At 57.9% G+C, this 13,794-nt stretch carries 17 protein-coding genes; 7 read left to right on the forward strand and 10 right to left on the reverse strand.

The window, feature by feature from the left end:
* Position 1: 1 nt before the first annotated feature.
* Positions 2-742 (reverse strand): gluconate 2-dehydrogenase subunit 3 family protein, encoded by a 741-nt coding sequence (locus tag EAH74_RS03650; protein WP_140676057.1) that lies wholly within the window; start codon positions 740-742, stop codon positions 2-4.
* Positions 743-1,043: 301 nt separating this feature from the next.
* Here EAH74_RS03650 and EAH74_RS03655 point away from each other — a divergent pair, with 301 nt between their 5' ends.
* The gene (locus tag EAH74_RS03655; protein ID WP_140676060.1) at positions 1,044-1,688 is read left to right on the forward strand and encodes a tyrosine-protein phosphatase; all 645 of its coding nucleotides are present in this window, start codon (positions 1,044-1,046) and stop codon (positions 1,686-1,688) included.
* A 9-nt stretch (positions 1,689-1,697) separates the two neighbouring features.
* Here the strand turns inward: EAH74_RS03655 and EAH74_RS03660 are convergent, their stop codons facing one another.
* The 3 genes from EAH74_RS03660 to prlC all read right to left on the reverse strand — a co-directional run bounded on the left by EAH74_RS03660 (position 1,698) and on the right by prlC (position 6,214).
* On the reverse strand, positions 1,698-3,740 hold the full coding sequence (locus tag EAH74_RS03660; protein ID WP_140676063.1) for a M3 family metallopeptidase: 2,043 nt from the start codon (positions 3,738-3,740) through the stop codon (positions 1,698-1,700).
* 111 nt (positions 3,741-3,851) lie between these two features.
* Complete coding sequence (locus tag EAH74_RS03665) at positions 3,852-4,139, reverse strand: YheV family putative zinc ribbon protein (RefSeq protein WP_008152496.1); 288 nt, start codon at positions 4,137-4,139, stop codon at positions 3,852-3,854.
* Positions 4,136-6,214: an oligopeptidase A gene (gene prlC / locus EAH74_RS03670; protein ID WP_170206607.1), complete on the reverse strand. Its 2,079-nt coding sequence runs from the start codon at positions 6,212-6,214 to the stop codon at positions 4,136-4,138. The genes EAH74_RS03665 and prlC overlap by 4 nt, the downstream gene beginning before the upstream one ends.
* 62 nt (positions 6,215-6,276) lie before the next feature.
* On the opposite strand from prlC, the gene EAH74_RS03675 reads away from it, so the two are divergent.
* The gene (locus EAH74_RS03675) at positions 6,277-6,822 is read left to right on the forward strand and encodes a gamma carbonic anhydrase family protein (protein WP_140676068.1); all 546 of its coding nucleotides are present in this window, start codon (positions 6,277-6,279) and stop codon (positions 6,820-6,822) included.
* Between the two features lie 26 nt (positions 6,823-6,848).
* Positions 6,849-7,499, forward strand: a complete 651-nt coding sequence (locus EAH74_RS03680; protein WP_140676071.1) for an HAD family hydrolase — start codon at positions 6,849-6,851, stop codon at positions 7,497-7,499.
* 91 nt (positions 7,500-7,590) lie between these two features.
* Here the strand turns inward: EAH74_RS03680 and EAH74_RS03685 are convergent, their stop codons facing one another.
* Positions 7,591-8,682: an aminopeptidase gene (locus EAH74_RS03685; protein WP_140676074.1), complete on the reverse strand. Its 1,092-nt coding sequence runs from the start codon at positions 8,680-8,682 to the stop codon at positions 7,591-7,593.
* A 59-nt stretch (positions 8,683-8,741) separates the two neighbouring features.
* Between EAH74_RS03685 and EAH74_RS03690 the strand changes: the two genes are divergently transcribed.
* Positions 8,742-9,164 (forward strand): hypothetical protein, encoded by a 423-nt coding sequence (locus EAH74_RS03690; RefSeq protein WP_129439608.1) that lies wholly within the window; start codon positions 8,742-8,744, stop codon positions 9,162-9,164.
* Between the two features lie 40 nt (positions 9,165-9,204).
* Positions 9,205-9,627, forward strand: a complete 423-nt coding sequence (locus tag EAH74_RS03695; RefSeq protein ID WP_123367388.1) for a hypothetical protein — start codon at positions 9,205-9,207, stop codon at positions 9,625-9,627.
* A gap of 6 nt (positions 9,628-9,633) precedes the next feature.
* Here EAH74_RS03695 and EAH74_RS03700 read toward each other — a convergent pair whose 3' ends face one another.
* Together EAH74_RS03700 and EAH74_RS03705 are read right to left on the reverse strand one after the other, a co-directional pair.
* Positions 9,634-9,879 (reverse strand): DUF1161 domain-containing protein, encoded by a 246-nt coding sequence (locus tag EAH74_RS03700; protein WP_140676077.1) that lies wholly within the window; start codon positions 9,877-9,879, stop codon positions 9,634-9,636.
* A 155-nt stretch (positions 9,880-10,034) separates the two neighbouring features.
* On the reverse strand, positions 10,035-10,466 hold the full coding sequence (locus EAH74_RS03705) for an OsmC family protein (protein WP_008152515.1): 432 nt from the start codon (positions 10,464-10,466) through the stop codon (positions 10,035-10,037).
* Between the two features lie 241 nt (positions 10,467-10,707).
* Here EAH74_RS03705 and EAH74_RS03710 point away from each other — a divergent pair, with 241 nt between their 5' ends.
* Positions 10,708-11,709: an LLM class flavin-dependent oxidoreductase gene (locus tag EAH74_RS03710; protein ID WP_140676080.1), complete on the forward strand. Its 1,002-nt coding sequence runs from the start codon at positions 10,708-10,710 to the stop codon at positions 11,707-11,709.
* 64 nt (positions 11,710-11,773) lie between these two features.
* On the opposite strand, the gene EAH74_RS03715 is transcribed toward EAH74_RS03710, so the two are convergent.
* Together EAH74_RS03715 and EAH74_RS03720 are read right to left on the reverse strand one after the other, a co-directional pair.
* Positions 11,774-11,998, reverse strand: coding sequence for a DUF1161 domain-containing protein (locus tag EAH74_RS03715; RefSeq protein WP_056738381.1), 225 nt, complete (start codon positions 11,996-11,998; stop codon positions 11,774-11,776).
* Positions 11,999-12,120: 122 nt separating this feature from the next.
* On the reverse strand, positions 12,121-12,336 hold the full coding sequence (locus EAH74_RS03720; protein WP_008027736.1) for a dodecin: 216 nt from the start codon (positions 12,334-12,336) through the stop codon (positions 12,121-12,123).
* Between the two features lie 155 nt (positions 12,337-12,491).
* Here EAH74_RS03720 and EAH74_RS03725 point away from each other — a divergent pair, with 155 nt between their 5' ends.
* The gene (locus tag EAH74_RS03725; protein WP_008152522.1) at positions 12,492-12,818 is read left to right on the forward strand and encodes a DUF883 family protein; all 327 of its coding nucleotides are present in this window, start codon (positions 12,492-12,494) and stop codon (positions 12,816-12,818) included.
* Here the strand turns inward: EAH74_RS03725 and EAH74_RS03730 are convergent.
* Complete coding sequence (locus EAH74_RS03730; protein WP_140676083.1) at positions 12,815-13,708, reverse strand: LysR family transcriptional regulator; 894 nt, start codon at positions 13,706-13,708, stop codon at positions 12,815-12,817. The two genes, EAH74_RS03725 and EAH74_RS03730, sit on opposite strands and share 4 nt — an antisense overlap.
* Positions 13,709-13,794: the final 86 nt, after the last annotated feature.

Here is a 13,794-nt window from a genome sequence, read left to right on the forward strand (position 1 = left end):
CTTACGCCCTCTCGCCGCGAATCGAAACTGCCGGGAAGGGGTATTGCTCGTTGCGTTCCACCCAATCCATGAAATCGGCGCGGGCGCCGGGGAAGCCGATCATGGTCCAGCCGACCATCCCTTTATTGCCGCCATGAATCGGGTCGCAGAAGAACCCTTCTTTGGTGTTTTGCAGCAGCAGGTTGAAGAAAATCTTCGCTGGAACACTGTCGAACTGAGGTTTTCCGGCCTCGAGTTGCTTGAGTAAATTGTCTCGGGTAGCGCTGTCTTGCTCAGCAAATACTTTACCGTTGAACGTTTTCGACCAAGCATCCGTAGCGGCGATGCCCAGGCGATAAATCTCTTTGGGCACCAATTTGCTCTGCCAGCCCATTTCTGGAGCGGCGTCTGCGTTGAACGGTCCCTGCATGAACCACAGCGCGCCGGCCGCGTAAGGCGTGTTCATCTGGCGGTCGATGTATTCGGGCACACCCGCTTCCAGGGCGCCTGGCCCTTGGGCATCGCTCGGAATCAGCTGGGCGACAGCCGCCTGGATGAACGTCCATTCTTCGGCGGTGAAGTAGCTTGGTTCATAAGTGCTGGTGTTGGCCGGCGCTTTGCCGGAACTGGCCGGGGCTGCTTCGGGCGCGGCCATCAGGACCGTGCTGCCCAGACCGGTGCTGGCAACGGTGACCAGCGGGATCAAGGTCAGGGATTTGCGCAAAAACTCACGCCGCGGGTTGTCTCGATCTTGATCGGACATAGGGAGGGCACCTCATCAGGCATTAGCGGTTTTTCAGCCGTCTCACAGGACGACTTTTCGTTTTGACACCGATGCAGAACGCCAGCAAACGGGGAGCAATAGGGCGCATCGGTAATATGGGGTAACAAATGGTAGCAGGCTAAGTATCAAGATGAACCGATTCAGCTAAAAAACCTCGGTTTTGCGACGAAAGCAATCGGCTGATTCACGATTCTTTGACAGAGGGGTCACAGGCCTTTGACCCCTCGGGGTTGAAGCTCGGCGTCATCTTCCCGACTCTTCCTGAACGGTCACCCCGAGCATGTCTCTACTGCGTTGTTTCCCAGCGATTTGCCTGTCCCTGGCCGCACTTTTAAACCTGACGCTGGCCCTTGCCGACGACAGTGCATTGCCCCGACCTGCGGAGTGGGCTCAATCGGTCGAGGTGCAGTACAACCTCTTCAAAATGTCCCCGACGCTTTATCGCAGTGCATTGCCCGACAGCGGTGCGGTGCCGTTACTGGAGAAGCTCAAGGTCGGGACGGTTATTACGTTCCTGCCCGAGTCGGATTCAAGCTGGTTGTCGACGCCAGGTATCGCGCAAGTACAGTTGCCCTATCGCACCAACCATGTGGATGACGCGGATGTACTCAAAGCCCTTAGAACGATCCAGACCGCCGAAACCAAGGGGCCGGTGCTGATGCACTGCAAACATGGTTCGGACCGCACTGGTCTGATGGCGGCCATGTACCGGGTCGTGGTGCAGGGCTGGAGCAAGGAAGACGCCCTGAACGAAATGACCCAGGGCGGCTTTGGTGACAGCACTCATTTCAAGGACGGCATCCGTTACATGATGCAGGTCGATGTCGACAAGCTCCGCACCGCGTTGGCCAACGGCGATTGCAGCACGAGTCCGTTCGCCAGTTGTTCGATGAAGAGCTGGTTCAAATCGGCCCACGTCGAATAAACCGTTACGTCAGCCGGCAACGGCCTCTGACGAAAGCGCGAACAGATCTTCGGCGATCGGCCGTTCAAGAAACGCTTCCAGGGCGGTCAGCAAGGAGCGCGAATCGCCCGGAGAAAAAAACGCCTCGCGGAAGGCTCGCCCTGTTCGCACATTGAAGACCCAATCCTGTCGGAATCGGTTGAAGGCTTCGATTGCCAGTACCCCTGACCACGAGTAGGCGTAAACGGAGGCTGCGTAACCGGTCACCATGTAGTCAAAGCTGTTTGCGAACCGACAATAAGACGGCAGTTGCACGTGGGGAACCTCCCGTTGAACGTCTTTGAATACTTGCTGGGTGCTACGGCCATCGCCTTGGCTGTGGTGCACTTCGAAATCGAACATTGCACCCATCAGCAAGAGTGCGGCTTGTCGACTGGTCTGGGTTTCGAGGGCTGCCAGTGCCGCGTCTACCCGCGCCTCGGTCAAGCGTTCACCGCTTTGGTGGTGGGCACCCAGCCATAATAGAAACTCCCGTGACAGGCACCACTGCTCGAATACCTGCCCTGCGAACTCCGCCGTATCGCGCCCCAGTTGGGAAATACCGGAAAGGTTGTAATGCGGCGAACTCGTCAACACGTGTTGCAGGCAATGACCGAATTCATGAAAAAGCACCCGCAGACCCTCGTGCTCAAGCAGACACGGATGGCCGTCGACCCCAGGCGTGAAGTTGCAGTGAAGATCGGCAATCGGTAGCGCTACGCAGCCTTCGGCGTTTATTCGTCGGTTCCGCAGTGTGCCGGTCCAGGCGTAATCCGGAGCTTCTTTGCGGTGGAACGGGTCAAGATAAATATGCCCGATGGTCTGACCATGCTCGCTGACCTCAAACAGGCGCACGTCGTTATGCCAGCGACTGAATTCAGCCTGTTCGAGGATCCGGATCCCGAACAGGCGTTCGCAGAACAGGCAGAGTCGTCGCAAGGTGCCGTCCAGGGGAAAATAGTCGCGCAGATTCTTCAGGGCTTCAGGGAAACGATGGTGGCGCAGTTGTTCAGCGAGAAATTCGTGGTCCCAGGCGTGTACTTCAGAGAGGCCCCGTTCGAGCGCAAACGCTTGTAGCTCCTTTGAATCCCGTGCAAGGGGCGGTGTGTTCACTGTCACTTGCCGACGCAGGAAACGACGAACTTGATCGGTGGACTCGGCCGCTGCGGTGGCCAGACGCAGTTGCGCGAAATTATCGAAACCTAGCAGTTCGGCTTTCTGGTGGCGCAGCGAAAGCAGCAATGTCAGTACAGGATCATTATCGAACTCGTCGGCATGCGGGCCTTGATCGGACGCGCGCGTGGAGTACGCCACGAAATATTCTTCTCGCAATGCCCGATTTTCGGCGTACCTCATGATTTGCTGGTAGGTGTTTTCATCCAGGGGAATCAGCCAGCCCTCATGTCCTGCTTCTGTGGCCAGGTGCCTCAGACGATTTTTTACGGTGGGGTATAAACCTTCCAGTACCGCAACGTCATCGACGTGCTTGGTCCATGCAGCGTTGGCGCTTTGCAGATGGATGAGAAACAGCTCTTCGAGCCGATCGATGTCGAGGTTCAATCGGGCCAGCGTTTCCCGTTGCGTCAGGGACAAGTCGATTCCCGACAATTGAAACTTGCGCAGAATCTTGGCCAGCGCTGCCTTGCGCGGTTCATCGAAGTTGAGGGCGATCGAACTGTTCGCCAACCGCCGGTATGCATCAAACAACGGACGATTGCTCATTCTTTCGGATCGGTACTGCGCCCCGGCGTCGCTGCATACAGCCGCTGCGGTGTTCCAGGCGGTGTCGTTGTGTTTCGCCATCGACAGGATCTGGATGATGCCCAAAGCCTCGCTCAGGCGCGCATCGATTTCATCGATGGCCAGAACCAGGTCATCCCAATTGGGGAATACGGATTGGCTGGTGATGGTTTCGGCAATGACCTGCCGGTTGTCGGTAATGATGGCTGTGATTGCCGGCACGAGGTGTTCGGTGCGGACCTCCGACCAGGGCGGCAGGTCCCAGGCCTGCAAAAGCGGGTTGGTGTCGGGCATGGCGTCTTCCTTGAGCAGAGGCTGAATGTGGTCAGCCTATAAAGGAAGCGCAGGGGAAAGGTGGTAGATAGTTACCACCTCCGCACCGCAAGGTGTGGAGGTGGCGGTGACTCAGTGTTGCTCGTCAGGCTTTTTCTTCAGCTTCGGGTTCGGGAAAAACTGCACGGCCTGAACCTTGGCGTCCGGCACTTTCAGCGCCGAGGTGTTGACCCGCGTGCCCAATTCCTTGGGCACGGACAGGCCTTGTTCATTCAGCGTGTCCGAATAACCGCAGGCCACGCACTCACGATGCGGGACCTCGTCTTCGTTCCACATCATCAATTTGTCCGGCTCGCTGCAGGCCGGGCAGACTGCCCCGGCGATAAAGCGCTTTTTCGTGATCACAGGGCCCTCGCTCATGCTGCCGCGACCTCACTCAGGCCGCTGTGGCGCAAGAGTGCGTCAATCGACGGCGGGCGTCCGCGGAAGTCGACGAACAGCACCATCGGTTCCTGGGAGCCACCGCGCGCCAGGATCGCTTCGCGGAACGCACGACCGGTTTCGGCGTTGAGCACGCCGTCTTCTTCGAACTTCGAGAAGGCATCGGCCGACAGCACTTCAGCCCATTTGTAGCTGTAGTAACCCGCCGCGTAACCGCCGGCGAAGATGTGGGCGAAGCTGTTAGGGAAGCGGTTGTAGGCCGGTGGACGCATCACCGAGACCTCGTCGCGCACACCTTCAAGTACCTGCGCCACGCTACGGCCGTCACCGTGGGTGGCGTGCAGGTCGAAGTCGAACAGCGAGAACTCCAACTGACGGACCATCATCAGACCGGACTGGAAGTTCTTCGCCGCGAGCATTTTCTCCAGCAGGTCCTGAGGCAGCGGTTCGCCGGTTTCGTAGTGACCGGAAATCAGCGCCAGACCTTCCGGCTCCCAGCACCAGTTCTCCATGAACTGGCTTGGCAGCTCGACCGCATCCCAGGCCACGCCGTTGATGCCGGATACGCCGGCGTGTTCAACGCGGGTCAACAGGTGATGCAGGCCGTGACCGAATTCGTGGAACAGGGTGGTCACTTCATCATGGGTCAGCAGGGCCGGTTTGCCGCTGTCGGCCGGGGTGAAGTTGCACACCAGGTTGGCCACCGGACTCTGCAATACGCCGCTGATCGTGCGGCGACGGTCACGGGCGCCATCCATCCAGGCACCGCCACGCTTGTTGGCGCGGGCGTAGAGGTCGAAGAAGAAGCGACCGACGTGCTGTCCGTTTTCCTTGATTTCAAACAGGCGAACATCCGGGTGCCAGGTGTCGAAGCCTTTCAGTTCGGCGATTTCGATGCCGTACAGGCGCTGAACGATAGCGAACAGACCGCCCAGCACTTTGTCGATCGGGAAGTAAGCGCGAAGGGCTTCCTGGGCCACGCTGTAGCGCTGCTCGCGAAGCTTTTCACCGTAGAAACCGCTGTCCCAGCTTTGCAGGTCCGGGCAGCCTTGTTCGGCGGCGTAAGCCTTGAGCTGTTCCAGATCCCGGACGGCGAACGGCTTGCTGCGCTTGGCCAGATCGCGCAGGAAACTCAGCACCTGATCGCTGGATTCGGCCATTTTGGTGGCCAGGCTCAGCTCCGAGAAGCTGGCGAAACCGAGCAGCTTGGCCAGTTCCTGACGCAGGTCGAGGATTTCTTCCATCACCGGGCCGTTATCGTTCTGACCGGCATTCGGGCCTTGGTCCGACGCACGGGTGCAGTAGGCGGCGTAGACTTCTTCGCGCAGAGTGCGGTTCTGGGCGTAGGTCATCACCGCGTAGTAGCTCGGGAATTCCAGGGTGATCAGGAAGCCTTCAAGACCTTTGGCCTGCGCAGCCGCGGCCATTTGCGCCTTGGCCGAATCGGTCAGGCCGGCGAGGGCGGCTTCATCCGTCACGTGCTTGGTCCAGGCTTGAGTCGCGTCAAGCAACTGGTTGGAGAAGCGACTGCCCAGCTCCGACAACTTGCTTTGCACTTCGGCGTAGCGCTTCTGTTCGGCGTCTGGCAGGTCGATACCCGACAGACGGAAGTCTCGCAGGGAGTGTTCCAGGATAGTTTTCTGCGCCACGTCGAAACCGGCCGCTTCAGGGCTGTTAGCCAGCGCTTCGAATGCTTCGAACAACTCGCGGTTCTGCCCCAGTTCGGTGGAATAGGCGCTCAAGGCCGGCAGGCAGGATTCGTAGGCTTCGCGCAGTTCGGCGCTGTTGCACACGGCATTCAGGTGGCTGACCGGGCTCCAGGCGGCGCCCAGTCGATCATTCAGCTCGTCCATCGCCAGCACCAGGCCGGCCCAGGTCGGTTGTTTGCCCTGGGTTTTGAGGATCTCGATAATGGCGGTACGGTTGTCAGCCAGGATCTGGTCAATGGCCGGTTGCACGTGTTCGGCACGGATCGCCGAGAACGGCGGCAGGTCGTAGGACTGCAAAAGAGGGTTGTTCACGCTCACGGTTGGCACCTTGGCTGGAAGAAACATTGCGCCATCTTAATTACAATCGACGCTCACCGCAGCTATCAGCAAAAGAGAGAGAGCCTATCGTGACCCTTCGCAAGTATCAGAACCACACGCCGCTACTGGGCAAAGGCGCCTTTGTCGACGGTTCGGCGGTGGTGATCGGCGACGTTGAAATCGGCGAAGACAGCTCGGTCTGGCCGCTGACGGTGATTCGTGGCGATATGCACCGCATCCGCATCGGCGCGCGCACCAGCGTGCAGGACGGCTGTGTGCTGCACATCACCCACGCCGGGCCGTTCAATCCCGATGGCTTTCCGTTGCTGATTGGCGATGATGTGACCATCGCGCATAAAGTCATGCTCCACGGCTGCACCGTGGGCAGTCGGATTCTGATCGGCATGGGCAGCATCGTCATGGACGGTGCGGTGGTCGAGGACGACGTGATTATCGGTGCTGGCAGCCTGGTACCCCCGGGCAAACGCCTGGAAAGCGGCTTCCTTTATGTGGGCAGCCCGGTGAAACAGGTCCGGCCGCTGACTGACAAAGAAAGAGCCTTTTTCACCTACAGCGCGGCGAACTACGTGAAGCTCAAGAATTTGCACTTGGCCGAAGGCTACGACCAGCTCTGACCCTGCGCCCTTATTCAGGATTCAACATGCATTACCAAACTGTTTTGTTCGACCTCGATGGCACCTTGACCGATCCACGCGAGGGCATCACCCGTTCGATCCAGTTCGCCTTGAGCAAACTGGGCATCGATGAGCCCGATCTGACAAAACTTGAACACTTCATTGGCCCGCCGTTGTTGCAGGCGTTCATGCAGTTCTACGATTTCGACGAGCCCAAAGCCTGGGACGCGGTCAATTTCTATCGCGAACGCTTCAAGGTCACCGGCCTGTACGAGAATCGCGTGTTCGACGGCGTCACGCCATTGCTGGAAACCCTCGGCGGGCAAGGGCGACAGCTGTACATCGCGACGTCCAAACCGTGGATTTTTGCCCGGGAAATTGCCCGGCACTTCGACTTCGCCAAACACTTTAAAGTGATCTATGGCAGCGAACTGGATGGAACCCGGACCAACAAAGTCGAGCTGATTGCCCACTTGATGGCCGAAGAAGGCCTGGACCCGGCCAGCACCCTGATGATCGGCGACCGTAAACACGATTTGATCGGTGCTCGCAGTAACGGGCTGGATGCAGCGGCGGTGGGTTACGGGTTTGGCAGTCGGGAAGAGTTGAGTGCAGAGGCGCCGGTTTATCACTTCGAGACGCTGGAAGAGATGCACCAGGCGTTTTTGCAGCGTTAATTAAACCGCCATCGCGCGCAAGCTCGCTCCCACAGTGGACCTGTGTTTACAAATCTAATGTGGGAGCGAGCTTGCTCGCGATGAGGTCCGATCAGCCACCGCGACTTTTCAATTGAGCCAAAGCATTCAGTGCCGCCTTGCGCTCCCCAACCGGCAACGCGCCGAGCTTCTCGACTGCCGCATAAAACTTCTTCCAATCCCCACCCACCTGTCTGAACAACGCCGCAAACGCCGGCACCCATTGGTCGTACAGCCCAAATGGCAACAGCCGGGCATTGTTCATCGGCGCATTGATCCACGCGTCATAGCGTTTGTCCCCAGCCCATTGGCTGTCGCGCAGTTGCCGGTATTCACGCCGCAATCGTTCGAACTCGTCGGCCTTGCGCTGGCGCATCTGGTCGGCGGGCAGGGGCAGGGTGTACAGCCGTTCGAGTCGCGTGCGGGTATCCAGAACCAATTGAATGAACCGGTCCCGTTGCTGCACCTGCGCGCCGCTATCCGGCGCCAGGCCACGGAATGCACGCCATTGGCGGGTGCCTTCCTGTTCGACGAAGGTGGCGAAAGACTCATTGAACTCGGTGTCGTCCTCCACATAAAAACGTTGATGCGCTAGCTCATGGAAGATCAGCGTGGCCAATCGTTCGTCACCCCAAGCCATCATCGAACTGATAATCGGATCGTTGAACCAGCCGAGCGTCGAATAAGCCTCGACGCCGCCGATCGACACGTCCATACCTTGCAATCGTTGCAACGCAGCTTCACCGCGGGCGGCGCTCTGACTGTAATAACCGCGATAGGCGACGCAACCGGCGATCGGGAAGCAATGGTTCTGTGGTGTCAGGGAAAATTCCGGCGTGGCAAACACATTCCAGACTACGAATGGCCGGCCAATGTCGGCGTACAAACGGTAACTCTGGTTATCCGGCAGCTGCAGCTGTTGGCTGGCGAACGTGCGGGTCTTTTGTGATTGAGTCAGGTGCGCACGCAATAATTGATCGCGACCGGGATCGGCAATCACTCTGGAAACCGGCTCGCGTGCCCGCAGCAATTGCAGCTGACCACTGGCCAATTGGCCGTAATAGCTGACGCCGGCGCAACCATTGAGAAACAAAAACAACACACCCGGAAACAAAATGCGTAAAACGCGATCAAGTAACCCAAGGCTTGGAAGCGGCCTGATCAAAATGAATCATCCCTGGAGAGTCTGCCCGCAAGACTATCCCGCCTGACTGGAGCTCCGCTATGCGCACGTTGATGCTGACAGGAAGCCTGCTGATGCTGGCAGGTTGTGCTGGATTCGGATTACCCCCCCATGATCCGGCTCAAGCGTGGATCGACCTGGATTCGAAGCAGGAAGACACTGCGCTGCAAGCGCTGGAAGTCGATGACAAGGCCGCCACCGACAAGCGCTATTTCCAGGTTCAGCCTGGTAGTCATGAGCTCACCGTTCGTTACCAATTCCCGGTCGCGCCAAGCAACATTGGACCCGATGCCGAGCCACTATGGCGTGACTGCCACCTAAACGTGAAATTCAACGACTTCAACGCTGGCGAGCGGTATCAGTTGAAAGCAGGAAATATCGGCTTTCGGCCGTGGGCAAAACTCTACGATCAGCAGCGTAAAGTCATTGGCCAGGGCACACCTGCAGGCTGCCAACGCACCTGATCGGCGTTATGCTGAATGACCTATCCTCGGGACATTCATCATGCGCAGGTTGATGTTGTTGCTGGCTGCAAGCGTTGTTGCTGGCTGCCAGAGCCCGTTGCCGGCGGTTAATCCGCAGATGGCCTGGGTCGAATTTTCTACGCCATTCCCCAATGACAAATTGTTGATGGCTGAACGACTGGACAAGCAGCGATTGCGCGACGGGCGTTTTTTCCAGGTCACTCCCGGTAGCCATGAGCTGATCGTTCGATTCGACTTCGAAGTGCCCGGTGGTGGTGGCTTAGGTGTGATGGACGGTCCCTCGGAACGGCTGTGCTACCTGACCATCAACTATGATCATTTCGAAGCCGGCCAACGTTATGTGCTGGTAGGCCAGTCGATAGCGTTTACTCCCGGCGCCCGACTGTACAACGCCAAGCGTGAAATCGTCGCGGAAGATCGAGAGTCCTATTGCCTCATGTGAGGTGAATCAGCGGTCGTTCTTCTGGTAGATGATTTTCTTCGTGCCGCCTTCGCACGAGCCAACGACCATATTCTGATCGTGTACTTCGTCGTTGGTGACGATTTCCAGCGTGTAGGACGAGACCTTATTGGCCTGGATCTTGGCTTCAATCTCGGCCTTGAGTTCTTCACAGGATTTCGGTGCCACCAGGGTCACCGCCACGGCCGATGTGGCCAGCGCGCAACAGATAACCGCCAAGGCAAAACGTTTCATGGTTGAAGCTCCTTTGAGGCAGCGCGCAGGGTGATGCGCTTTAGCTGCTGTCATTTATTCGACCACAATCTCGCCAGCCAGGTTTTGTTTCAGGGCAAAAAAGAACGCAGCCCGCCGCGGCTGCGATCTTTTATCGGGGAGCGCGACAACCCCTGTCAGCTGACCAATGTTGCATCCAGACTGATTTTCGCATTCAGCACTTTGGAAACCGGGCAGCCTTCTTTGGCTTTATTGCTCAATTCCTCAAATTGAGCCTGAGTCGCCCCAGGGATCTTCGCTTTGAGGATCAATTTCACTGCCGTGATCGCGAATCCGCCGTCCACCTGGTCCAGGGTGACTTCGGCATTGGTATCGATGCTGTCAGCCTTGAGACCGGCATCGCCGAGAATCATCGAAAACGCCATGGAGAAGCAGCCCGCGTGCGCTGCGCCGATCAGTTCTTCCGGATTGGTGCCTTTGCCGCCTTCGAAACGTGCCTTGAAGCCATAGGGCGCTTCTCTGAGGACACCGGTTTCCGTAGAAATCGAGCCGATGCCGGTTTTCAGATCACCTTCCCAATGAGCTGATGCTTTCTTTGTGATAGCCATGAATGCCTCCTCAAGATCCGGCGCGAAGGGTCGCGCCTTCGTGGTTTTCGGTTGCTAGGGTTCTGAGGATAGACCGTGGTGCAAAGTTCACCTCATCTGATCTTTCTTCAAATTCGGTAGGAATTTTGCCTCTGCTATTGAAACTCGGGTATATGCCCTCATTGCATGAAACACGCTTATAGATTCGGCAGGTTTTCGTTTGCGAGAAAAAACCTGCGTACCCAATTGGAGAAGCAGGTTTATGAAACGACTGTCCGATATCAAATTTTCGACCCTCGATCTGGTGCCCGTGAGGGAGAACGGCAGCGCGGCCCAGTCGCTGCGCAATTCCCTGGACCTGGCTCAGCACGTCGAAAAATTTGGCTACAACCGTTTCTGGGTTGCCGAACACCACAACATGGACGGCATTGCCAGTTCCGCGACTTCGGTACTGCTTGGCTACCTGGCTGGCGGCACCTCGACCATTCGTGTTGGCTCGGGCGGTGTGATGCTGCCAAACCACGCGCCGCTGGTGATCGCCGAGCAGTTCGGCACGCTCGAAAGTCTGTACCCGGGTCGGATCGACCTGGGCCTGGGCCGTGCACCAGGTTCCGACCAGATGACCGCCCGCGCCTTGCGTCGTGAACGCTCCGGCAGCGCCGACGATTTCCCGGAAGACGTGGCGGAGCTGATGCGCTACCTCGGCCCGCGCACCCCGGACCAACGGATCATCGCAATGCCAGGCACGGGCACCAATGTCCCGGTCTGGCTGCTGGGCTCCAGCCTGTTCAGCGCACAACTGGCCGGTGAACGCGGTTTGCCCTACGCCTTCGCTTCACATTTCGCACCGCGCTTCATGCATGAGGCCATTCGCGTCTACCGCAATCACTTCAAGCCTTCAGCGGTATTGGATAAGCCCTACGTCATGCTCGGCGTGCCGTTGGTGGCCGCCGACACCGACGAGCAGGCCGAGTACCTGGCAACTTCCGTCTACCGACGGATTCTTGCCCTGATGCGTGGCCAGAGCCTGGTGCAACGCCCGCCGGTAAAAACCATGGACGGCCTGTGGCTGCCTCATGAAAAAGAAGCCGTCGGCGATTTCCTTGGTCTGGCGATGGTGGGCAGTCCGCAGAAAATCCGCGCCAAACTGGAAGTGCTGATCGAGCAGACCCAGGCGGACGAGCTGATTTTTACCTGCGACCTGTACGAACATGCCGATCGCGTGCACTCCTACGAGCTGCTGGCCCAAGTCATGAAGGGTTGACGCTCAAATAGCGAGCACAAAAAAGCCGACGTCATTGCGTCGGATTTTTCAATTTCGAGGGAGTTCAGCCCTGCTTGTAGACGATTTGCTTGGAACCTTTTTCACAGGTGCCGACGACTTTCCCGCCGGCAGCAGTGCCTTTATCGATGATTTCCAGTGAATAATTAGAAATGCCCTTGGCATCAAGTTTCGCTGCGATTTCGGCTTTCAGCTCTTCGCACGACTTGCCCTGAGCCAGGGCTGTTCCCGCAAAAATCAACAAACCTACCGCTAAAATAAAATTCTTCATCGGTCGCATTCCCTGGTCGGATCAATAGGGGCACCCAGCAATCAGCCGGATGTAAATATGTAGCGCTTTGCCATTCCCTATGGCGCTCGGCCAGCGCGCAGGCTCTGAAGATTAGCTCAAACTCAGCTACTGGCAATCCGGAACCCGACTTTGAGCGTCACCTGAAAGTGCGCTGCTTTACCGTCCTTGATGTGCCCGCGGGTTTCGGTCACTTCAAACCATTCCATATATTTGAGGCTTTTGCTGGCCTCGGCCAGTGCGTTGTTGATGGCGTCTTCAATGCTGCTGGTGGACGAACCGACGAGTTCGACTTTCTTGTAAGTGTGATGGTCAGTCATGGCGTTCTCCTCAGGGTGTGAAATACAGCCTAGCAGTGATTTTTCGTATTACTTCTGTCGGCCAATCCGAAGTGGAAGTTCAGATTTACTGCACTTTCTCGAACCCCTGAAGTCCCAACCAACACACGCAACTCAATCAATGCAGGAGAGCCACCATGGCCAACACCTCTTTACGTAAAGCCTCATTGCAAAGCATGGAAGCCGAGATCGAGAGTCTGCTGAAGTCTTTGGAAAACCTGAAGGACGACGCCTCGGACGAGTCGCGTAAAACCCTTAAAGCCTTGAAAAGCAACGCCGAGAACGCGCTGAAGCATTCGCGTCATCTGCTCAGCGATGCGTACGAAGAAGTCAAAGTCAAAACCCGTGAAACCGGGATTGCCACGCGGGACTACGCCCAGGAACACCCTTGGACGACAGCGGGTGTGGCCGTCGGTGCATTGGGTCTGCTCGCGGCTTATCTGCTGTTCAAACGCGGTGACTAATCCGTCTGGTGCAGCTCGTTTTTGAGCCACTGCGCCAGTTGCCGAGCGCGCCCGTCCGCGGCGCGTTTGGGTAGCCACAACGCCAGTTGCGCCGGGGTTTCACTGAAGCCCCATGGCGCAACCAGGCGCCCGGCTTTCAAGTCCTCGGTCACCAGCGGTTCGGGCGCAATCGCCACACCCAGGCCGGCCACTGCGGCCTCCAGCAGATAATACAAATGCTCGAAACCCTGACCGTACTTCAACGCCTTGGCCTCGAGGCCACGTTGCTGTGCCCAGCTTGGCCATGCCTGCGGGCGTGAGGTGGTGCGCAGCAATGGCTCGCTCAGCAGCGCCGCGGGCGGTGCATTTTGCAGTCGTTCGTAGCCGGCGAATCGCGGGCTCATGACCGGGCCGATGCGTTCGCTCGCCAACTCATAGACTTGCATGTCCGCTGGCCACGGCGGCTCGGCAAACACCAGCAAGGCGTCCAGCCCTGGACGACGTGGATCGAGATCACCCTCGCCAGCCGACAGGTGCAGGCGCAGGTCCGGCAGGTCGGTATTCAATCGTCCCAACCTGGGAATAAACCAACGTGCCAACAAGCTGCCGGAGCAACCCAGTACGAACGGCGCATCGGCGGTGTTTTGAGTCAGCTCTGCACAAACAGTCCGTAAACGCTCGAACGCCTCGCCGCTGGCATCGCGTAAACGAATGCCGGCATCTGTGAGTTTCAGGCCGCGACCATCCTTGATGAACAGGCTCACGCCCAAGTGTTCCTCAAGCACCTTGAGTTGCCGGCTGACCGCGCCATGGGTGACGTGCAGCTGTTCGGCGGCCTTGCTGACGCTGTTCAGGCGGGCAGTCGCTTCGAAGGCCCGAAGGGCGTTCAGCGGGGGGAGGTCATGGCTCATGAGATATGTGAGTTTTTCTGACAGGTTGCAGCGATCTTATCGGTTTTCAGCTTCAAGCGTCAGGGGTAAAGTTAACCCCATTGTCA

This window comes from Pseudomonas mandelii, assembly GCF_006438925.1.
Lineage (GTDB): Bacteria > Pseudomonadota > Gammaproteobacteria > Pseudomonadales > Pseudomonadaceae > Aquipseudomonas > Aquipseudomonas mandelii_C.